Origin of the sequence: Kitasatospora sp. NBC_01246 (assembly GCF_036226505.1) — a bacterium.
In the GTDB taxonomy this organism is placed as follows: domain Bacteria; phylum Actinomycetota; class Actinomycetes; order Streptomycetales; family Streptomycetaceae; genus Kitasatospora.
In genome coordinates this window covers 1787528-1807766 of sequence record NZ_CP108484.1, presented here as the reverse complement: position 1 = coordinate 1807766, position 20239 = coordinate 1787528, and the positions used below count along the sequence as shown (strand labels likewise).

Sequence of the window (20239 nt, the reverse complement as noted above, 5' to 3'; positions counted from 1 at the left end):
GCCCGGGGCACGAGGGTAGTGGGAAAGCCGAACCCACTATAGGGGAGTGGGTTTGGAAATCCAACCATCGAACCTCCTCCGTCCTCGGGTCCGGTCAGGCGGCGGCCTCCGGGTAACGGCTCTGCAGGGTCCGCAGCAGGGCTATGCCGCCCGGATCGACCGAGCGGCGGGTGTTGGCCAGGGCGATCACGCCCACCTGCTTCTCGGGGTCGAAGGCGACGAAGGAGCGGAAGCCGCCCGTCCCGCCGTTGTGCCAGATCTGCAGGTGGCCGCCCTGGCGGGGGTGCAGCCGGTGGCCGAGCCAGCCGAGGTGCACCCAGGCGAACGGGTTGACCCGGTGCTCCACCTCCCGGGTGAGGGCGATCGCCGGCGCCAGTGGCTCGCCGCCGTCCGTGCCGCAGGCCAGCTGGGCCCGGAGCAGTACCGCCAGGTCGGCGGCGGTCGAGCGTAGCCCGCCGGCGCCGGCGAGGTCGGCCAGCTGCCAGCCGGGCACCGGTCGGCGCCCGGGCGTGTGGCCCTGGGCGAGCCGGCCGGCCCGCTCCCCGTCGACGCGGATCACCGTGTCGGTGAGCCCGAGCGGTTCGCAGACCTCCCGGGTCACCAGCTCCTCGTACCCCGTGCCGGCCCGGTGGGCCAGCGCCAGGCCGAGCAGCCCGGCGCCGAGGTTGGAGTAGCGGAAGCCCCGCCCGGGAGCGGCCCGGGGTCTGGTCCGGGCGAGCCCGGCGAGCAGCATGTCGGAGGTGCAGTCGCGGTACGGGTCCGGCTTGTTCGGGCGGAGCAGTGCGGGCAGCAGCATCCCGGCGGGCAGCCGGGGCAGGCCGGAGGTGTGGGTGGCGAGGTGCCGCAGCGCGATCGGCCTGCCGCGCCTGGCCGGCACGCTCACCCCGGCCGGCAGGGCGCCCGCCAGGACGTCCGCCAGCGGTTCGTCGAGCGCCGTCGAGCCGTCGAGCGCCATTCGGGCCAGCGCGAGCGAGGTGAACACCTTGGTCACCGAACCGATTTCGAAGACCGTCCGCGGGCCGGGCACGTCACCGGGCCGGCCGGCGGCGGTGCTCCCGGCGCCCCGGATCTCCACCGCGCCGCCGGCCAGGCCGGCGACCACCACGCCGACCTGCTGGGTCGCGAGCCGGTCGGCGGTCTGTTGGACAAGGCTGCCAAGGTCGTTCATGGCTTCGAGCCTAGGTGTCCGGCGGAGCCCGGTCGTCCGCCCGGACGACGATTCCCGCCCCCGCCGGTCCTCCGTCAGGAGTACGCCCCGCTGCTCCCCCTGATGTGCGGGGAGAGCGGCGGGGCGTAGCGGGGCGGAGTCACCCCTGGCGCGGCGTCAGCAGCCCAGGTTCGGGCCCGGGACGGTGCCGAGGATCTGGGTGAAGGACTGGTAGGCGTTGATCCGGCTCTGCACCTGCGCCGGGTTGCCGCCGTTGCACTCCAGCGAGCCGTTGATGCTGCGGATCGTCTCGCCGAAGCCGGCCCCGTTGACCATGGCGTTGTGCGGGGTCATGGTGCCCGGGCCGGTCTGGGTGTTCCAGTACCAGAGGGCGGTCTTCCAGGCCACCGCCGGGTCGGTCTGCACCAGGCCGGGGTTGTGCAGCAGGTCGATGCCCAGGGCGTCGCCGGCGGCCTTGTAGTTGAAGTTCCAGCTCAGCTGGATCGGACCGCGCCCGTAGTACGCGGCCTGCCCGGCCGGGCACCCGTACGGCTGCGAGCTGTCGCAGTAGTGGGGGTAGTTGGCCGTGTTCTGCTCGACCACGTAGACCAGCCCGCCGGTCTCGTGGTTCACGTTGGCGAGGAAGGCCGCGGCCTCCTGCTTGCGGACGGTGTCGCCGCCGGTGTTCGCGAAGGCCGGGTAGGCGCTGAGCGCGTCGAGCAGCCCCTGGTAGGTGTAGAAGGAGTTCCGGTTCGGGAACATCTGGTTGAACTGCGCCTGGCTGACCGGGAACCCGCCGGGGTTCGGGGTGGTGGGGGTGGTCGGGCCGCAGCTGTACGGCTCCCAGTACCAGGTGCTGATCACCGGGTCGTAGCCCGGGTTGTCGTGGGTGGCCCGGTAGTACCCGCCGTTGGTGTAGCGGACGATCGCGCCGGTGGTGTACGCGCGTCCGGCGACCCAGTCCGGGTAGACGCAGCCGCCGGGGGTCGGCGTCGGGTCGGTCGACCCGCCGCAGGAGCCCTGGTCGGCCCAGACGCCGGTGCCGGCGGTGCTCGGGGTCTCGTTCTGGGTCCACCACTTGGCGGACCAGTTGTGCCCGTTGTAGGAGACGGCCGCGCCGCCGGTGTACGCGGTGGACGCGTTCCACGGCGTGGCGCAGGCGGCCGCGTTGGCCGCCGAGGCGGGCAGCAGCAGGAACACGGCCAGCGCCGTGACCAGCGCGGACAGCAGTGCGAGCAGGCGTTTCGTTGACACTTGATCACCCCTTGTGCGGTGGGGGCCGCACGGTCGTGGAGGGAGGTGGGTCGTGACAGGGAGCGCGCGGCCCCGCGGTGTGCGGCGCGTCGTGGGGGGACGGGCCGCCCGAGGTGCGGCCGACCGGGATGCGGCCGGGGGAGGTGCGGGCCGGGGGAGGTGCGGGCCGGCCGGGGGTACGGGCCGGTGCGGGCCGTGCGGGGTTAACCCCAGACTCAAGCGGAATGGTCTATACCTGTCAAGAGCATGACGGGGGTTCGGGGCGAATTCGGCCGGAACCGGACGGTGCCGCGGAGTCTGCGAGGATGGCGCCATGGAAGAGACTCCCGGGCCGGCCGTCTCGACCGGTCCCGGCGCGCCGATCAGGTCGGGCATCCCCGACCACGGTCGGGTGCCCAAGTACTACGCCGTCAAGGGCCGACTGGAGGAGTTGCTGGACGAGCTCGGCGAGGGCGGCGTGCTGCCGACCGAGCGCGATCTCGCGGCCCGATTCGAGGTGGCCCGGGAGACCCTCCGCCAGGCACTGCGCGATCTGCTGATCCAGGGCCGGGTCCGCCGCCGCGGCCGCAGCACGGTGGTCGCCGGGCCGAAGCTGGAGCAGCCGCTCTCGCTGGCCAGCTACACCGAGGGCGTCCGCCGCCAGGGGCGGCTGCCCGGCCGCAACCTGATCGGGCTGGAGCGGTTCGCCGCCGATCCGCTGCTCGCCGGGCAACTGGCCGTCGCGGTGGGGGAGCAGGTCTGGCACCTGGAGCGGGTGCTGCTCGCGGACGGCGAGCGGGTCGGCCTGGAGAGCACCTACCTGGCGGTGGCCCGGGTGCCCGCGCTGGACCGGGAGTTCGACCCCGGGGCGTCCTTCTACGCCTTCCTCCGGGAGAAGGCCGGCATCGAGTTCGGCGGGGCCGACGAGCGGATCGAGACGGTGCTCGCCTCCCCGCGCGAGGCGCTGCTGATCGGCACCCCGCCCGCCCTGCCGATGCTGCTGCTCCACCGGCTCACCAGGGACGCGGACGGCGTGCCGCTGGAGCGGGTCCGCTCGCTCTACCGGGGCGACCGGTTCAGCTTCACCACCCGGCTGGAAGCCGACTGACGCCCGGTCCGGTGCCGGCCCCGTCGCATCCGGCCCCGTCGCACCCGGTCGCGCCGCGCCCGCGTCCGGCCCGGCGGACCCGACGCCCGGGCCGTCCGGCTACCCGGGCGCGGCGAGTGCGGCCCGCAGCCGCTCGGTGACCGCCGCCGCGGCCGCCTCGTCCGGGTACTTCCCCCGTGGCCAGAAGAAGCCGCGCAACCCGTCCTTCGGATTGCGCGGCACGACGTGCACGTGCAGGTGCGGCACCGACTGGCTGATCCGGTTGTTCGCCGCGACGAAGCTGCCCGCCGCCCCCAGCCCCGCCTCCACGGCGGCGGCCACCCGCCGCACCCGCAGGAAGAACGGCCCCACCTCCGCCGCCGGCAGGTCCGCCAGCGTGCGGTGGTGGGCGCGCGGCACGACCAGGACGTGGCCGGGGAAGAGCGGACGCCGGTCCAGGAAGGCCACCGCCGCCTCGTCGTCCAGCACCCGGTGGGCCGGCTCCTCGCCCGCCACCACCGCACAGAAGACGCAGTCCATCCGTCCATTCAAGCCACCACCCGCCGGCCCGGCACGCCCGCGGACCACGCATCCGCGCCGCTTCACCCGTCCGGCCGCCGACGCGAGCGTGGTGGACGTCGGGGCCGCGGCCTGAGCCCGGCACGTGTGGGCGGGCCAGCGCCGCGCGGTGCGGGCCCGCCCGGCCGGGACCGCCTACTCGTACCGGTAGAGCAGCGACTCCCGCTCGGTCTCCTCGATCATCTCGATGGTCAGGCCGGGATCGCGCAGGTGGGACAGGGTGACCTCGGCGGAGCTGGGCTGCTCGTCCTTGCCGACCCAGTTCTCCGGCTTCCAGGCCGAGCCGCGCAGGAACGCCTTCGGGCAGTGCGCGTACACCTCCTCGACCGCCACCACGACGGCGCTGCGCGGCGGCTTGCCGACCGCCGTCAGCTGCTCCAGCAGCCGCGGGTCGGTGGAGACGCAGGCGCGCCCGTTGACCCGGAGCGTGGTGTCCCGGCCCGGCACCACGAAGAGCAGCCCGACCCGGCCGGTCTCGATGATGTTGTGCAGGGTGTCCAGCCGCTTGTTCCCGGTGGCGTCGGGGATGGCCAGGGTGTGCTCGTCCAGCACCGACACCAGCCCGGGCGGCCCGCCGCGCGGCGAGACGTCGCACCGTCCGGCCGCGTCCGCGCTCGCCACGAGGACCAGCGAGGAGCAGGCGATCAACTGCCGCGCCGGCTCGTGGATGTGGTCCACCTGCTTGCGCCGCGTGTGGTCGCCGGGCTGCTCGTAGACGTCTCGGAGGTCCGCCGCGGTGCGCAGCGCGTGGGCGCCGAGGGCGGCGAACAGGCTCTCCGGCGCCTCGGGCGGGGTGCTGGACGGAACGGCGGTCTCCGGTGTGGTGGTCATACCGGGAATCTAGCGAAGCTCGTCCGGCCACCGGCGCCCTGGTCCTGCCCGGGGAGCCACCGGACCCTCCCCACCAGCGGCTCCGCGCCGATAATGGGGCCAAGGACTTTCGCGGGAGGTGGTGGACGTGATCGTCAGGATTTGGGCCGGGCAGGTCATGGCCGGACACGTCGAGGAGTTCTGCGCGGTGCTCGCCACGCAGGTGATCCCCCAGCTCGGCCGGACCGACGGCTGTCTGGGCGGCGAACTGCTGCGCTCGGTGACGGAGGACGGCCACCGGGTGCTGGTGCTCAGCCGGTGGCGCGACGAGGAGGCGCTACGCGGGTACGCGGGGCCGATGTGGCGGATCCGGCCGGTCTGGTCGGAGGGCGAGCTGCGCTACCTCGCGCACCCGCCCGAGGTCAGCCACTTCACCCTGGTACCGGCCACCTGAAACGCCGCCCCGCCCCGGCGCGCAGGCGACCGGCCGGGCGAGGGCCGTCAGACCACGAGCGGCACCGGGTGGATCTCGTCCGCCGGGTGGCCGGTGCGCTCGTGGACGCGCTGCACGGCCTCCTTCGACGGCGCCTCGGAGAGGCAGTAGACGGTGCCGGACTCCGGGTCGGCCCAGGCCTGCTCGAACTGCACGCCCTCGTTCTCCTGGACCGCCAGGTCCGCCTGGTGGGCCATCCGCAGTTCCTCGCCGGTGATTCCGGTCATGCCGTGGTGGACGTCCATGAACTTGGCCATCGTCCTCGCACCTCCAGGAGTCCCGGCCGGTCGGCGCCGGCCGTGTACCACCAGCCTGCGCCCGTCGCACCCCGGGCCGCCACCGGACGGCGGCCCGGCCGGCCCGGCACCCCTCCGCGGGCCGCCCGCAGGGCCCGCGCCGCCCCGCGCATTCCCGCCGCCCGCGTGAAACAGACCACAGCGGAAGCCTCTCCCTGGGCCTGTGCGGGCCATGGCACAATGACGTCAGTAGTAGCAGTGACGTTCAGCGCACTCCGGGGTCGGTGAAAATCCGAACCGGCGGTTACAGTCCGCGACCCGTCCGCAGCCAGCGGCCGGTTGACCAGGTGAAATTCCTGGACCGACGGTTAAAGTCCGGATGGGAGGCGTGCGCGGCGGACGATGAGCAGTACCCGTGGTCCCCCGGTGGACCGCGGGCAGGTGTGCGACGGGAGAGCTCTCTCCCGGCGGTTGCGCGACAGCCCGGCGACGGGTCCTGTCCGGTGGCCCGCGCACCCGTGCCCGTCCGTGTCCTCTCCCATGCCCGCCCCGGAGTCCGCGCCCCCAAGCGCGAGGAGAACCCGGGTGTTCACCGGCATCATCGAAGAGCTCGGCGAGGTCGTGTCGATCGAGGAGATCGGCGACTCCTCGCGAATCCGCCTGCGCGGACCGGTGGTCTGTCAGGACGCGCACCACGGCGACTCCATCGCGGTCAACGGCGTCTGCCTGACCGTCGTCGACACTCCCGAGGAACTGGCCGGCCGGTCCGGTGAGTTCAGCGCCGATGTGATGGCCGAGACGCTCCACCGCTCCAGTCTGGGCGAGCTCGCCCCCGGCTCCCGGGTCAACCTGGAACGCGCGATGGCCCTCGGCGCACGGCTCGGCGGGCACCTCGTCCAGGGCCATGTCGACGCCACCGGCGCCCTGTTGGGCCGCGAGCCCGGCGAGCGCGACGCCGACGGCAAGCTCCGCTGGGAGGTGCTGCGCTTCTCGCTGCCCGCCACCATCTCCCGCTACCTGGTGGAGAAGGGCTCGATCACCGTGGACGGCGTCAGCCTGACCGTGGTCGAGGCCGCCCGCGACAGCTTCACCGTCAGCCTCATCCCGGCCACCCTCGCGCTGACCACGCTCGGCACCAAGGCCGTCGGCGAGAGCGTCAACCTGGAGGTCGACGTCCTCGCCAAGTACGTGGAGCGGCTGCTCGACTCCCGCACCCTGCCCTCGACGATCACCGGAGAAGCCCAGTGAACTGGCTGAGCGGAGAAGCGTTCACCGTCTTCGGTGAGCACGTGAAGTGGGCCGACATGATCGGCAACCTGCTCGGCCTGGGCGGCCTCGCGCTCGGCTGGCGCCGCTCGGTGTGGAGCTGGCCGGTGCAGCTGCTCTCCGGCGCCGTGCTGATCACGGCCTACCTGAACGGCCACGTCCCCGGCCTGATCGGCAAGCAGCTGATCGTGGTCGCCACGGCCGCCTGGGGCTGGACGCAGTGGCGGCGCGGCCGCCGCGGGGCGGACGGCATCGCCGTCCGGTTCGCGAGCTGGCCCGAGCGGGCCGCCCTGGTGGCCGGCACCGCGCTCGGCACCGGTGCGCTGGCCTGGCTCTTCCTGGCCAACCCCAGCCTCTCCTGGAGCCCCTGGTCGGACGCCTACATCTTCGTCGGCACGCTGGCGGCGATGGTCGCCCAGGCCCGCGGCTGGGTGGAGTTCTGGTTCGCCTGGATCGCCGTCGACGTGGTCGGCGTCCCGCTCGCCTTCAACAGCGGCTACTCCTTCTCCGGCCTCACCTACTCGATCTACTTCGTCCTGGTACTGCTCGGCCTGCGTTCCTGGTGGCTGAGCACCCGTGAGCCGCGCACCACGTCCGCCACCGTCCCGCAGGGAGCCACGGCATGACCGCCAACCAGACCGCCGACCTCGACCTCGCGCTCGACCCGGTCGAGCGGGCCGTCGCCGACATCGCGCTCGGCCGAGCCGTGATCGTGGTCGACGACGAGGACCGCGAGAACGAGGGCGACATCGTCTTCGCCGCCTCCGCCGCCACCCCCGAGCTGATGGCCTTCACCATCCGCTACAGCTCCGGCGTGATCTGCGTCCCGATGACCGGCCCGGAGCTGGACCGGCTCAAGCTGCCCCCGATGACCCAGGTCAACGAGGACCGCAAGGGCACCGCCTACGCCGTCTCGGTCGACGCCCGCGACGGGGTCGACACCGGCATCTCGGCCGCCGACCGCGCGCGGACCGTCCGGCTGCTCTCCTCCACCGGGACGGAGCCCGGCGACCTCACCCGCCCCGGGCACGTCTTCCCGCTGCGGGCCGTCGAGGGCGGCGTGCTCGTGCGCCCCGGCCACACCGAGGCCGCCGTCGACCTGGCCCGGCTGGCCGGGCTGGCACCGGCCGGCGCCATCGCCGAGGTGGTCAACGACGACGGCACGATGGCCCGGCTGCCCGAGCTGGTCGCCTTCGCCCGCGAGCACGGCCTGGCGATCATCTCCATCGAGGACCTGATCGCCTACCGCCGCCGCACCGAACTCCACGTGGACCGGGCCGCCGTCACCGCGCTGCCCACCGCGTACGGGGAGTTCACCGCCGTCGGCTACCGCGGCACCATCGACGGCGTCGAGCACCTCGCCCTGGTGGCCGGCGGCCTGGACGCCGACGGCCGCCTCCCCGACGGCGAGGACGTGCTGGTGCGGGTCCACTCCGAGTGCCTCACCGGTGACGTGTTCGGCTCGCTGCGCTGCGACTGCGGCCCGCAGCTGGAGGCCTCGCTTCGCAGGGTGACCGAGGCCGGCCGGGGCGTCGTCCTCTACCTGCGCGGCCACGAGGGCCGGGGCATCGGCCTCGCCCACAAGCTGCGCGCCTACGAGCTCCAGGAGCAGGGCCGCGACACCGTCGACGCCAACCTGGACCTCGGCCTGCCCGCCGACGCCCGCGACTACAGCATCGGCGCCCAGATGCTCGGCGACCTCGGCGTCCGCTCGCTCACCCTGCTCACCAACAACCCCGAGAAGCTCGCCGCGCTCACCGAGCACGGCCTGAAGGTCAAGGGCCGCGAGCCGGTCGAGACCCCGGCGGGCGAGCACAACCTGCGATACCTGCGGACCAAGCGCGACCGGATGGGCCACGACCTGCCCGGTCTCGGCTCCTGAAGCACCCCCGTCACGACCCCCGAAAGAGGAACAGCACATGAGCGGCCACGGAGCCCCCGAGCTGACCATCGACAACGCCGCCGGCCTCAAGGTCGCCGTGATCGCGGCCCAGTGGCACGAGCAGGTGATGAACGGCCTGCTGGACGGCGCCCACCGCGCCCTCAAGGAGCTCGGCATCGACGAGCCGACCGTGCTGCGGGTGCCCGGCACCTTCGAACTGCCGGTCGCCGCCAAGCGCCTCGCCGACCGCGGCTACGACGCGGTGATCGCGCTCGGCGTGGTCATCCGCGGCGGCACCCCGCACTTCGACTACGTCTGCCAGGCCGCCACCGCCGGCCTCACCCAGGTCAGCGTCGACACCGGCGTCCCGATCGGCTTCGGCGTCCTGACCTGCGACAACGAGCAGCAGGCGGTGGACCGCGCGGGCCTGCCCGGCTCCTCCGAGGACAAGGGGCACGAGGCCGTCACGGCGGCCGTCGCCACCGCCGCCGTCCTCAAGTCGCTCGCCTGACGCGCCCACCGACCAACGGCACGGTCCCGGACCGTGGACGTCCACCGGACTGTCCACGGTCCGGGACCGTTTACCGCCTGTAAGCCCGCACGCCGTAAGGTGAGTCCATCATGGTTTCGAAGACATTCGAGGAGCTCTTCACCGAGCTCCAGCAGAAGGCCGCCACCGGCGACCCCTCGTCCTCCCGTACCGCGCAGCTCGTCCAGCAGGGCGTCCATGCGATCGGCAAGAAGGTCGTCGAGGAGGCCGCCGAGGTCTGGATGGCCGCCGAGTTCCAGTCGGACGAGCAGACCGCCGAGGAGATCTCCCAGCTCCTGTACCACCTTCAGGTGATGATGGTCGCCCGTGGGCTGACGCTCGACGACGTCTACAAGTACCTCTGAACCGGTCCGAACAGCACACCCCACCCCCACCAGGTAAGGAACCGACTTCCATGCTGCGCATCGCCGTCCCCAACAAGGGTTCGCTCTCGGGTCCCGCGGCGGAGATGCTCCATGAGGCCGGCTACCGCCAGCGCAAGGACCCCAAGGAGCTCGTGCTCGTCGACCCGAACAACGAGGTCGAGTTCTTCTTCCTGCGCCCGCGCGACATCGCGGTGTACGTCGGCTCCGGCCGGCTGGACGTCGGCATCACCGGCCGCGACCTGCTGCTGGACTCGCACTCCAACGCCGAGGAGGTGCTGGCCCTCGGGTTCGGCGGCTCCACCTTCCGCTTCGCCCGCCCGGAGGGCGTGGACGTGAAGGACGTGCAGGGCCTGGAGGGGCTGCGGATCGCCACCTCGTACACCGGTCTGGTCGAGCAGCACCTGGCCGACCACGGGGTCAAGGCCACCGTGACCAAGCTGGACGGCGCGGTCGAGACCGCGGTGCAGCTGGGCGTGGCCGATGTGATCGCCGACGTGGTGGAGACCGGCACCAGCCTGCGCAACGCCGGGCTGGAGGTCTTCGGCGAGCCGATCCTGGTCTCGGACGCCGTGGTGATCCGCCCGAAGGGCGCGGGGGAGGACGCGGGCGTCGACCAGTTCCTGCGCCGCCTCCAGGGCGTGCTGGTGGCCCGTCGCTACGTCCTGATGGACTACGACATCCGTGCCGAGAACGTGGGCGCCGCCGTCGCGCTGACCCCCGGCCTGGAGTCGCCGACCGTCTCCCCGCTGCACACCGAGGGCTGGGTGGCCGTCCGTTCGATGGTGCTCCGCAAGGAGGCCCAGCGGATCATGGACGACCTGTGGGGCATCGGCGCCCGGGCCATCCTGGTGACGAACATCCACGCCTGCCGCCTCTGACACCCCCGCGCGTGAAGCAGCGGAGTTAAACAGCGGTTCAATGGGGCGGGGGCGCCGGTCGGCGCCCCCGCCCTTTCGTCGACGGCCGGCACCCGGCCGCCGGTGCCGCCCCGCCTGGACCCCCCGGAGACCGCACGTGACCAGCCCCGCCGAGTTCCCCGTCACCTGGGCCCCGCGCCGCACCCGGGCCGTGCTGCTGCCGGTCTGCGTGCTGCTGGTCGTGATGTTCGTCGCGATCGCCCTCGCGCTCCCGGCGAGCTGGCAGTTCAACGACCGGCTCATGATGGTGCTCAGCGGCGTGCTGTTCGCCGGCGTCGGCCTCATGCTGGCCCGGCCCCGGGTGAGCGCCGACACCGAGGGCATCACCGTGGTGAACTTCGTCCGCCGCCGCCGGCTGGCCTGGGCGGAGATCGTCCGGGTCAACTTCCGCCAGGGGGACCCGTGGGCGACCCTCGACCTGGCCGACGGCACCTCGCTGGCCGTGGTCGGCATCCAGTCCGGGCTCGGCAAGGCGCAGGCGATCGCGGACGCCCGGGCGCTGCGCGACCTGGTCGAGCGCCGCGGCCGCTGATCCGCCGCCCCGACCACCCCCGGCTCGCCCGCCCCCTACCCGCCCCCTACGCCGCCCGGGCCGACCCCTGTCCGCCCGGCGCCGCCCCCTGGCGGGTCCGAACGGGGGGCCGACAGTCGCACGGGTATCGTCTACGCTGGTAAAAAGCAGGGCAAAGCCATGCCATTTGACCGGCGCCGCCCGACAGCGGGCCCTGCGCGGAAACGACTTGAGGAGTGACTCCCCCCGTCCATGGACGATCCGTCCGGTAGTACCCGCGCCGCCCGGCTTCCCGGTATCGGAAGGCAGGCGGCACTGTGATCACCGCCTGGCTGCTGCTGTTCGCGGCGTTCCTGCTGATCCTCGCCAACGGCCTGTTCGTGGCCGCCGAGTTCGCCTTCGTGACCGTGGAGCGGGGTGCGGTGGAGCGCTCCGCCGAAGCCGGCGACGCCCGGTCAGCCCGGGTCGTCCGCGCCGTGCGGCACCTCTCGTTCGAACTCTCCGGCGCGCAGCTCGGCATCACCGTCACCTCGCTGGTGGTCGGCATGCTCGCCGAGCCGGCCCTCTCCGTCCTGCTGAAGCCGGTGTTCACCACCGTCGGCCTGCCCGACGGGGCCGCCCGGGGCGTCGCGGTGATCGTCGGCATGCTGCTGGCCACCGTGGTGCAGATGGTGATCGGCGAGCTCGTCCCGAAGAACTGGGCGATCTCCCGGCCGCTCCAGGTGGCCCGCTCGGTGGCCGCCCCGCACATGGCCTTCTCGCACGCCTGCCGCCCGCTGATCAGCTTCCTGAACGGCTCGGCGGACCGCACCGTCCGCGCCCTCGGCGTCGAGCCGCAGGAGGAGCTGGGCCAGGCCCGGACCCCCGCCGAGCTGGGCTCACTCGCCCGGCACTCGGCCCGGGCCGGGGTGATGGACGAGGAGTCCGCCACCCTGTTCGTGCGCACCCTCGGCCTCGGCGACCTCACCGCCGAGTCGGTGATGACGCCGCGGATCGACGTCGCCGCCCTCCAGCGCGACGCCAGCGCCGCCGACGTGCTCAACCTCACCCGGGCCACCGGCCTCTCCCGCTTCCCGGTCTACACCGACAGCCTGGACGAGGTCACCGGCACCGTCACGCTCAAGGACGCCCTCGCGGTGCCGCCCGCCCGGCGCGCTCTGGTCAGGGTCGGCGATCTGGCGGTGCCGCCGCTGCTGGTGCCCGAGACGCTCCCCGCCGAGCGCCTGCTGGACCAGCTGCGCCGGCTCCAGCCGATGGCCATCGTGGTCGACGAGTACGGCGGCACCGCCGGCGTGGTCACCGTCGAGGACATCGTCGAGGAGCTGGTCGGCGAGGTGCAGGACGAGCACGACCCCGCCGACACCCCCGAACTGATCCCGCTGCCGCCGTTGCACGGGCTGCCGGTCTGGGCCGCCGACGGCCGGGCCCGGATCGACCACCTGGAGTCGATCGGCCTGCACGTGCCCGACGGCCCCTACGAGACCCTGGCCGGCCTGGTCTCTGACCTCCTCGGCCGGCTGCCCGTCCCGGGCGAGCAGGCCGAGCTGCCCGGCTGGCGGTTCACCGTCGAGGCCGTGGACCGCCACCGCACCAGCCGGGTGCGGGTGGAGCGCACGAGCGGGCGCCCGCGCCCCGGTGACGACGAGGGCGGCGCCCGATGACCGTGCTCCAACTGGCCCTCGCCGTCCTGCTCCTGCTGGGCAACGCGTTCTTCGTCGGCGCCGAGTTCGCGGTGGTCTCCGTCCGGCGCAGCCAGATCGAACCGCTCGCCGAGGCGGGCGACAAGCGCGCCCGCACCGTGCTGCACGCGCTCTCCAACGTCTCCGCCATGCTCGCCGCCGCCCAGCTCGGCATCACCGTCTGCTCGCTGGGCCTGGGCGCGCTCGCCGAGCCGACCATCGCCCACCTGCTGGAGGGCCCGTTCCACGCCCTCGGCGTGCCGGCCGGCCTGATGCACCCGCTCTCCTACGGGATCTCGCTGGCCGTGGTGGTCTTCCTGCACATGGTGATGGGCGAGATGGTGCCGAAGAACCTCGCGCTGGCGGGGCCGGAGAAGGCCGCGCTCCGGCTCGGCCCGCCGCTGGACCGGCTGGCCCGCTGGCTCGCGCCGGTGATCTTCTTCCTGAACGCCTTCGCCAACGCCGTGCTGAGGCTGTTCAAGGTCGAGTCCAAGGACGAGGTCGAGTCGGTCTTCACCACCGAGCAGCTGATGTACCTGCTGGTCGACTCCCGGGACGCCGGCCTGCTCGACGAGGGCCGCCAGGAGCGTCTGGAGGACGCCCTGGAGCTGGGCCGCCGCCCGGTCACCGAGGTGCTGCTCAAGCCCGAGCAGCTCGTCACCGTGGACACCAAGGTGACCGCCGCCCAGGTCGAGGAGCTGGCGCTGCGCACCGGCTTCTCGCGCTTCCCGGTCACCGAGGGCGACCCGGCCGCCGGCTACCTGGGCTACCTGCACCTCAAGGACATCCTGGACGTCGACGACCAGGCGGCGCCGGTGCCGGCCCGCCTCTGGCGCCCGATCACCGTGGTGCGCGGCACGCTCCCGCTGGACGACGCGCTCGGCGCGATGCGCCGGGCCGCCTGCCACCTGGCGGCGGTGGTCGACCAGGACGGGCGCACGCTCGGCGTGGTGACGCTGGAGGACGTGGTGGAGGAGCTGGTCGGCGAGGTGCACGACCCGGACCACCGCTCCGCCGCCTGACGGCCCGTCCCGGCGGCCGCCCCCCGGGCCGCGAGGTTCCGCTCTGGGCGATTCTGCTCTGAGCATGCGGCCGTTCCCAGAACGCCGTCCGCTCGGCAGGGTGGTCGGTATGAGACTGCTGCTGCTGGGTGGGACGGAGTTCGTCGGTCGGGCCGTGACCGAGGAGGCGCTGGAGCGCGGGTGGGAGGTGACGGTCTTCCACCGGGGGACGCACGCGCCGCCGGCCGGTGTGCGGGCGCTGCACGGCGACCGGCGGGCCGAGGACGGCCTGGCCGCGCTGGCCGAGGGGGAGTGGGACGCGGTGGTGGACACCTGGTCCGGCGCGCCCTCGGCGGTGCGCGACAGCGCCCGCCTGCTGGCCGGCCGGGTCGGCCGCTACGCCTACGTGTCGAGCCGGTCGGTGTACGCGTACCCGACCCCGGCCGGGGCGGACGAGAGCGCCGCGCTGGTCGAGGGCTCGCCGGACGCCGGCGAGGTCGCCTACCCGCAGGCCAAGCGCGGCGGCGAGCTGGCGCTGCTGGACGCCTTCGGCGACCGGGCGCTGCTGGCCCGGGCCGGGCTGATCATCGGTCCGTACGAGAACATCGGCCGGCTGCCCTGGTGGCTGGGCCGGATCGCCCGCGGCGGCCCGGTGCTCGCCCCCGGCCCGCGCGACCTGCCGGTGCAGTACATCGACGCCCGGGACATCGCGGTCTGGACCCTGGACGCCCTGGTGGCCGGCCACGGCGGTGCGTACGACCTGGTCAGCCCGCGGGGGCACGCCACCATGGGCGAGCTGCTGGAGGCCTGCGTCCGGGCCACCGGCTCGGACGCGGAGCTGCGCTGGACGGAGCCCGACCGGATCCTGGCGGCCGGCATCGAACCGTGGAGCGACCTGCCGGTCTGGGTCCCGCCGGGCGAGCTGCACGACACCGTGCACGGCTCCGACGTGGCCAAGGCGGTCGCCGCCGGGCTGCGCTGCCGCCCGGTCGCGGAGACGGTCGCCGACACCTGGGCCTGGCTGCGGTCCATCGGCGGCACCGCCCCGCAACGCCCGGACCGGCCGGTGGTCGGCCTGGACGCGGAGCGGGAGGCGAAGGTGCTCGGGAGCTGAGCGGCGGAGCCGGCGGACCCGCTCCGCCGGCTCAGCCCCGGCCGTCGATCAGCTCGCCGTACGCCTGCACGAGGTCCGGCAGCCGCAGGGTCGCCAGGTCCTCGCGCCCGGGCGGCTCGCGCAGCATCGAGAGCCGCAGGTCCCGGTAGGCGCAGGACTTCTCGTACAGGGTGCGGATGAACCGTCCGTTGCCCAGGTCGTCGATCCATCCCTCGCGGACCACGTGGATGCAGATGCTGGCCAGTTCCTCGGCGGCGTCCTCGTCCCAGCCGTCGCCGTCCCGGTCGGCCAGCGCGGCGCCGATCGCGGTGAGTTCGCCGGGGCGGTAGCTGGGGAAGTCGACCCGGGTGGTGAAGCGGGAGTTGAGGCCGGGGTTGGTGGCGAGCAGCCGGTTCATGCCCTCCGGGTAGCCGGCCAGGATCACCACCAGCCGGTCGCGGTTGTCCTCGGCCCGCTTCAGCAGCACCTGCAGCGCCTCGTCTCCGTAGGCGTCGCCCTTGCTGTAGCCGGAGTTGGAGAGGCTGTAGGCCTCGTCGATGAAGAGCACGCCGTCCAGCGCGGAGTCGATCAGCTCATTCGCCTTGACGGCCGTCTGGCCGAGGAACTCGCCCACCAGGTCGGCCCGCTGGGCCTCCACCAGGTGGTCCCCCGAGAGCAGCCCGAGGGCGTGGAAGACCCGCCCGAGGATGCGCGCCACGGTGGTCTTGCCGGTACCGGAGGGGCCGGAGAAGACGAAGTGGCGCTTGGGCGGCTGCACCGGCAGGCCCTGCGCCGCCCGCAGCCGGGACATCCGCAACTGCGCGGAGAGCGCCCGGACCTGGCGCTTGACCGGCTCCAGGCCGACCATCCGGGAGAGTTCGGCCAGCGCCGCGTCCAGCTCCCGCTCGTCGCCGTCGCGTCCGGCGGCCGGGTGGCCGCCCGCGGGTCTGGGCGGCGCCTCGCCGCGGACCGGCACGGCGGGCCCGGAGCCGGCGGGGGGCAGCGGCGCGCCGGAGCGCTCACCGGCGGGCAGCGCCGGTCCGGCCTCCCGGTCGGTGGCCGCGCCCGCCCCCGGCGGCTCCTGCGCGCCCGGCCCACCGGTCCCGGCCGGGAAGGCCCCGGCGGGGTACGCCTCGCTCTGGCCGGGCTCGGTCCGGTACGGCTCGCCGGAACAGGGCGCGGCCTGGTAGGGCTCACCGGGGTAGGTCTCGCCGGAGAGGGCCTCACCGGGGTAGGCCTCGCCCGGGTACCCGGCGGCTTCGAGGCCCGGGGCCTCGCACCCCGAGGCCTCCAGCGCCGCGTCGTCCAGCCCGGCCTCCTCGGCGCCCACCGTGTCCAGGCCCAGCGACAGCGCGTCGAACGCCTCGTCGCCGCCCGAGGGCTTCCCGCCCTCACGGCCGAGGCCGCCCACCGCGTCCAGCAGCGCGTCGACCACGCCGTCCTCGGCGGAGATCGCGGCGAGCCGGGTCGCGGTGTCCATGAAGGCCGGATCGGCCCGGTGCACCGCCCGGTAGAGCGGCAGCGCGGCGGCGCTGCGCCCGGCGCCCTCGTAGGCCCGGGCGAGCCAGTACCGCAGCTCCTTGCGCTGCGGCTGCTCGGAGCGGCAGCGGGCCAGCGAGGCGGCGAGCGGGGCCTGCGCCTGGGCGCACATGTCCAGCCGGACCCGCGCCATGCCCGCGAAGAGCCCGGCCTCGATGCCCAGCAGCTGGTCGTCCAGCAGCCGGTCGGTGTCCCGGATCAGCTGTTCCCAGTCCTTGAGGAGGTAGGACCGGCACGCGTGCAGGAAGCGCGCGGACGGGTCCTCCTCCGGGACCGGGCACTGCTCCAACGCCCTGTCCAGTTCGGCGAGATGGCGGCCGTCCAGCCAGTGCGAGGCGTGCGCGAGCGCCAGGTCGCGGCTGTCCTCCAGGACGGGCTGCACCCACCAGCCCAGCCAGTACCAGGAACTGAGCGGGCGCCGGTGGAGCCGGCGCTGCTCGCCGAACCGCGTCCGGTGGCGGTACATCGCGAGCAGCGCCCCGGAGGTGTCGCTGCGCAGGGCGTGCAGGCCGAGCCAGGCGTCGGCCATCCCCGGATCGAGCCGCACGGCCGCGCGGAACTCCTCCTCCGCGCGGGCGTACGCGCCCGCCGTGTAGGCGTCCATGGCACGCAGCCAGGCGCGGTCGGCGAGCCGGTTCGGAGCCGGGCCGCCCGTGTTGTTGCCGTCGGAACTGTCCACCGTCGTCACTCACGCCCCCCGCGGTGTGCCTGGGGCTCGGTCGGCCATTCGAGGTGCGGAGAAGCCGGCCGGTCGTCGATAGCCCCCGGGGCGCATATGCGCCTCCAGGAATCGTACCGGCGCGGCGCTGATCCGGAAGAGTGCCGTGCGGAGTCAAATACGATCGCGCGCGCGGGGATTGGGCGCCGGTGCGATCCGGCCGGGCCTCGGCCCCGGTCGGGCGGGGTCCGGGCGGCGGGAGGGGGACGGCACCCCCGGCTCACGGGGGAACAAGCCGGGGATGCCGAGTCCGATGTTGCGCGATCAACAACCTCGGCAACTGAGGAGAACCTAAGTCCTGGTGACACCGCAGGTCAAGGGCTTGTTGAAGGTTCACCGACGGTGCTCGGTGCGATCCGCCCGGTCACTCCGTCGACGACGGTTGCCGCGTACGGGCGGCTGGGGTCGGCGGCGAAGTGCGCCGACTCCGCCCGCGCCCAGCCCGCCCAGAACTCCGCCAGGGCCGGACCGTCCCGCTCCTCCCCGCGCCGCCGGGCGTCCTCGGCGGCCAGCTCCATCCAGATCAGCCGCGCCAGCCGGGGCCGGACCGCCCGCCGGCCGGCGCCGACGCCCTCGATCAGCACCACCGGGGCGAGCGGCACCACCGCGGTGCCGGCGAAGCGCCCCAGCGTCCAGTCGTACACCCGGTACGCCGCGTCCCGGCCGGCGGCCAGCGGGTCGAGCACCTGGGTGCGCAACCGCTCCGTCCAGCCGAAGGGCTCGGCATGGGTGGCCAGGTCGTCCAGGTGGACCACCGGCGCACCCCCGAGCGCGGCGGCCAGCCGGCCGGTGAAGGTGGTCTTGCCGGAGCCGGCGTGCCCGTCCACCGCGACCAGCCGGACCGGGCCGCAGGAGGGTGCCAGCGCGCGCAGCCCGGCGGCGAGGCCGGCGAGGTCGGGGAGGCCCTCGGCCGCGGCGGGCGATCCGGGCCGGCCGGGCGCGTCCGGCGCCCCGCCGGCCGCGGGGGCGGCCGGCGGGGCGCCGGAAGGGGTGCTGGACGTTTCGGAAGAGGCCACATCGGCAACCCTACGGGGGCCCGTACGCCAGGACGGACAGTGATTCCGTGCAGGTCGTGACGGCAGCGCCGGGATCGGGCATACTCACTTCGCCACGCATGTGAACGGCCGTTCACCGTAACCCGGTGCCGGTCGGCCCGACGTGCCACACCCGCGTCGGGCCCGCCACACCAGGGCCCGGTGCCCGAACGAGGAGGCGACCAGCCGCCATGACCCCGTCCCCAGCGAACGCCGTGGAACGCCAGCTGCCGACCGACGAGGCCCGCGAACTGCTGAGCCTCACCCGGGAGCTGGTCCAGCGCGAGATCCAGCCGCGCGCGGCGGAGGACGAGGCCGCCGGCCGCTTCCCGCGCGAGGTGTTCCGCACCCTCGGCGAGGCCGGTCTGCTCTCCCTCCCCTACGAGGAGAAGTACGGCGGCGGCGACCAGCCCTACGAGGTCTACCTCCAGGTCCTGGAGGAGCTCGCGGGCGGCTGGCTGGCGGTCGGCCTCGGGGTCAGCGTGCACACCCTCTCCTGCCACGCCCTGGCCGGTTTCGGCAGCGACGAGCAGCGCGCCGCCTGGCTGCCCGGCATGCTCTCCGGTGAGCAGCTCGGCGCCTACTGCCTCTCCGAGCCGCAGTCCGGCTCGGACGCCGCCGCGCTGCGCACCCGCGCCGACCTGGACGGCGAGGAGTACGTGGTCAGCGGCACCAAGGCGTGGATCACCCACGGCGGGGAGGCCGACTTCTACAGCGCCCTGGTGCGCACCGGCGAGCCGGGCGCGCGCGGCATCAGCTGCCTGCTGGTGCCCGCCGGGGTGGCCGGTCTGTCGGCCGCGCCGCCGGAGCACAAGATGGGCATGCGGTCCTCGCCGACCGCGCAGCTGCACTTCGACGGCGCCCGGGTCGAGCGCGGCCGGCTGATCGGCAGCGAGGGCCAGGGCTTCCAGATCGCGCTCGCCGCCCTGGACTCCGGCCGGCTCGGCATCGCCGCCTGCGCGATCGGCGTCGCCCAGGCCGCGCTCGACCTCGCGGTCGAGTACGCCGGTACCCGCCGCCAGTTCGGCCGGCCGATCGCCGAGTTCCAGGGCCTGTCCTTCATGCTCGCGGACATGGCCACCCAGATCGAGGCCGGGCGCTCGCTCTACCTGGCCGCCGCCCGGCTGCGCGACGCCGGCCGGCCGTTCTCCAAGCAGGCGGCGATGGCCAAGCTGTTCTGCACCGACGCGGCGATGCGGGTCACCACCGACGCCGTCCAGGTCCTCGGCGGCTACGGCTACACCCAGGACTTCCCGGCCGAGCGCTACATGCGCGAGGCCAAGGTGCTGCAGATCGTCGAGGGCACCAACCAGATCCAGCGCCTGGTGATCGGCCGCCACCTCACCTCCGGCTGACGGCCCCCGAAACGGCCTCCGGGCGTCACTCCAGGGTGCGGAGTGGCGCCCGGAGGCGTCTCCCGCCCCGGTGGTCGGGACCGGCCGTCGGCTGACGGCCGGTCAACCCCCGGGACGGGAGCGGCCGTCAGTGCCGGACGAGCCGGCTGCGCTGCTGCGGGATGGCCGGCGCGGGCGCCGTCCGCACCGGGCGGTGCGCCACGGCGTGGGAGAACGGCTGGGTGCGCCAGTCGAGTTCGGACGGGAGGGCGAGCAGCGCCTCCAGACCGGCGGTCCCGGCGTCCTCCGCCGACTCCACCTCCGCCAGGTCGTCCGTCGGCGCTCCCGAGCCCGGGCAGAGCGCGGGCGAGAAGGGGTGCCAGGCGGTCGGCAGCACGGCGTGCTGCGGCAGCCGCTCCTCGTCGCCCACCAGGGCGATCGGACGGCGGCACTCCGGGCAGTGCACCCGGACGATGTCCCAGGTCTCGCCCTCGCCCGGATCGACCCCCGCCGACGGCTCGTGGGGGACCGCGAGATCCTCGCGGCCGGTCATATCGTGGGTGTCGTCGGCGCTCAGCGAGTGCCGGTCAGTTGCACGCATGGTGATCCCCCTCGGATCGGGCCCGGCGTGGTCGCCCGGGGCCACAACCAGCACTTCCCGCCGACGCGGACTCATAATCCTGCAGGCCGGTGCACTGTGATGCACCGGGTGTGTCCTTCGCCACATTCGCCCGGCATGTGCCCGCCCGGCACCCGGCGCGGCCG

The 20239-nt window shown here is 74.1% G+C and carries 21 protein-coding genes and 1 riboswitch; of the genes, 13 read left to right on the top strand and 8 right to left on the bottom strand.

Features of this window, described 5'->3' with window-relative positions; all coding sequences use genetic code 11:
• Window positions 1-94: 94 nt before the first annotated feature.
• Together OG618_RS07730 and OG618_RS07725 are read right to left on the bottom strand one after the other, a co-directional pair.
• Window positions 95-1168 (bottom strand): serine hydrolase domain-containing protein, encoded by a 1074-nt coding sequence (locus OG618_RS07730; RefSeq protein WP_329486535.1) that lies wholly within the window; start codon window positions 1166-1168, stop codon window positions 95-97.
• Window positions 1169-1324: 156 nt separating this feature from the next.
• Window positions 1325-2401, bottom strand: a complete 1077-nt coding sequence (locus OG618_RS07725; protein ID WP_329486534.1) for a glycoside hydrolase family 19 protein — start codon at window positions 2399-2401, stop codon at window positions 1325-1327.
• Window positions 2402-2714: 313 nt separating this feature from the next.
• Between OG618_RS07725 and OG618_RS07720 the strand changes: the two genes are divergently transcribed.
• Window positions 2715-3488: a GntR family transcriptional regulator gene (locus tag OG618_RS07720; protein WP_329486533.1), complete on the top strand. Its 774-nt coding sequence runs from the start codon at window positions 2715-2717 to the stop codon at window positions 3486-3488.
• A 99-nt stretch (window positions 3489-3587) separates the two neighbouring features.
• Here OG618_RS07720 and OG618_RS07715 read toward each other — a convergent pair whose 3' ends face one another.
• Together OG618_RS07715 and OG618_RS07710 are read right to left on the bottom strand one after the other, a co-directional pair.
• Entirely contained in the window at window positions 3588-4007 is a 420-nt protein-coding gene (locus tag OG618_RS07715; RefSeq protein WP_329486532.1) for an HIT family protein, read from the bottom strand.
• A 174-nt stretch (window positions 4008-4181) separates the two neighbouring features.
• Window positions 4182-4877, bottom strand: coding sequence for an MSMEG_1061 family FMN-dependent PPOX-type flavoprotein (locus tag OG618_RS07710; protein WP_329486531.1), 696 nt, complete (start codon window positions 4875-4877; stop codon window positions 4182-4184).
• Between the two features lie 127 nt (window positions 4878-5004).
• Between OG618_RS07710 and OG618_RS07705 the strand changes: the two genes are divergently transcribed.
• Window positions 5005-5310, top strand: coding sequence for an antibiotic biosynthesis monooxygenase family protein (locus OG618_RS07705; RefSeq protein ID WP_329486530.1), 306 nt, complete (start codon window positions 5005-5007; stop codon window positions 5308-5310).
• A 47-nt stretch (window positions 5311-5357) separates the two neighbouring features.
• On the opposite strand, the gene OG618_RS07700 is transcribed toward OG618_RS07705, so the two are convergent.
• On the bottom strand, window positions 5358-5606 hold the full coding sequence (locus OG618_RS07700) for an SCO4226 family nickel-binding protein (RefSeq protein WP_329486529.1): 249 nt from the start codon (window positions 5604-5606) through the stop codon (window positions 5358-5360).
• Between the two features lie 246 nt (window positions 5607-5852).
• Window positions 5853-5980: riboswitch (FMN riboswitch) on the top strand.
• Window positions 5981-6170: 190 nt separating this feature from the next.
• Here OG618_RS07700 and OG618_RS07695 point away from each other — a divergent pair.
• From OG618_RS07695 to OG618_RS07650, 10 genes are all read left to right on the top strand, one after another.
• Window positions 6171-6833 (top strand): riboflavin synthase, encoded by a 663-nt coding sequence (locus OG618_RS07695; protein WP_329486528.1) that lies wholly within the window; start codon window positions 6171-6173, stop codon window positions 6831-6833.
• Window positions 6830-7477, top strand: coding sequence for a nicotinamide mononucleotide transporter family protein (locus OG618_RS07690; RefSeq protein ID WP_329486527.1), 648 nt, complete (start codon window positions 6830-6832; stop codon window positions 7475-7477). Before OG618_RS07695 ends, OG618_RS07690 begins: the two co-directional genes overlap by 4 nt.
• Window positions 7474-8733: a bifunctional 3,4-dihydroxy-2-butanone-4-phosphate synthase/GTP cyclohydrolase II gene (locus tag OG618_RS07685; RefSeq protein ID WP_329486526.1), complete on the top strand. Its 1260-nt coding sequence runs from the start codon at window positions 7474-7476 to the stop codon at window positions 8731-8733. Before OG618_RS07690 ends, OG618_RS07685 begins: the two co-directional genes overlap by 4 nt.
• 37 nt (window positions 8734-8770) lie before the next feature.
• Entirely contained in the window at window positions 8771-9244 is a 474-nt protein-coding gene (gene ribH, locus OG618_RS07680; RefSeq protein WP_329486525.1) for a 6,7-dimethyl-8-ribityllumazine synthase, read from the top strand.
• A gap of 110 nt (window positions 9245-9354) precedes the next feature.
• A complete protein-coding gene (locus OG618_RS07675) occupies window positions 9355-9627 on the top strand; it encodes a phosphoribosyl-ATP diphosphatase (RefSeq protein ID WP_329486524.1) in 273 nt (90 codons plus the stop codon).
• Window positions 9628-9677: 50 nt separating this feature from the next.
• Window positions 9678-10526 (top strand): ATP phosphoribosyltransferase, encoded by an 849-nt coding sequence (gene hisG / locus OG618_RS07670; protein ID WP_329486523.1) that lies wholly within the window; start codon window positions 9678-9680, stop codon window positions 10524-10526.
• 136 nt (window positions 10527-10662) lie between these two features.
• Window positions 10663-11097, top strand: a complete 435-nt coding sequence (locus OG618_RS07665; RefSeq protein ID WP_329486522.1) for a PH domain-containing protein — start codon at window positions 10663-10665, stop codon at window positions 11095-11097.
• A gap of 296 nt (window positions 11098-11393) precedes the next feature.
• Entirely contained in the window at window positions 11394-12737 is a 1344-nt protein-coding gene (locus OG618_RS07660; protein ID WP_329486521.1) for a hemolysin family protein, read from the top strand.
• The gene (locus tag OG618_RS07655) at window positions 12734-13777 is read left to right on the top strand and encodes a hemolysin family protein (protein WP_329486520.1); all 1044 of its coding nucleotides are present in this window, start codon (window positions 12734-12736) and stop codon (window positions 13775-13777) included. Before OG618_RS07660 ends, OG618_RS07655 begins: the two co-directional genes overlap by 4 nt.
• A 109-nt stretch (window positions 13778-13886) precedes the next feature.
• Entirely contained in the window at window positions 13887-14870 is a 984-nt protein-coding gene (locus tag OG618_RS07650; RefSeq protein ID WP_329486519.1) for an NAD-dependent epimerase/dehydratase family protein, read from the top strand.
• Between the two features lie 31 nt (window positions 14871-14901).
• Here the strand turns inward: OG618_RS07650 and OG618_RS07645 are convergent, their stop codons facing one another.
• Together OG618_RS07645 and OG618_RS07640 are read right to left on the bottom strand one after the other, a co-directional pair.
• Window positions 14902-16992, bottom strand: a complete 2091-nt coding sequence (locus tag OG618_RS07645; protein ID WP_329492035.1) for an AAA family ATPase — start codon at window positions 16990-16992, stop codon at window positions 14902-14904.
• Between the two features lie 428 nt (window positions 16993-17420).
• The gene (locus tag OG618_RS07640; RefSeq protein WP_329492034.1) at window positions 17421-17978 is read right to left on the bottom strand and encodes a uridine kinase family protein; all 558 of its coding nucleotides are present in this window, start codon (window positions 17976-17978) and stop codon (window positions 17421-17423) included.
• 353 nt (window positions 17979-18331) lie between these two features.
• On the opposite strand from OG618_RS07640, the gene OG618_RS07635 reads away from it, so the two are divergent.
• The gene (locus OG618_RS07635; RefSeq protein WP_329486518.1) at window positions 18332-19495 is read left to right on the top strand and encodes an acyl-CoA dehydrogenase family protein; all 1164 of its coding nucleotides are present in this window, start codon (window positions 18332-18334) and stop codon (window positions 19493-19495) included.
• 127 nt (window positions 19496-19622) lie between these two features.
• Here the strand turns inward: OG618_RS07635 and OG618_RS07630 are convergent, their stop codons facing one another.
• Complete coding sequence (locus OG618_RS07630; RefSeq protein WP_329486517.1) at window positions 19623-20075, bottom strand: hypothetical protein; 453 nt, start codon at window positions 20073-20075, stop codon at window positions 19623-19625.
• Between the last annotated feature and the right edge of the window lie 164 nt (window positions 20076-20239).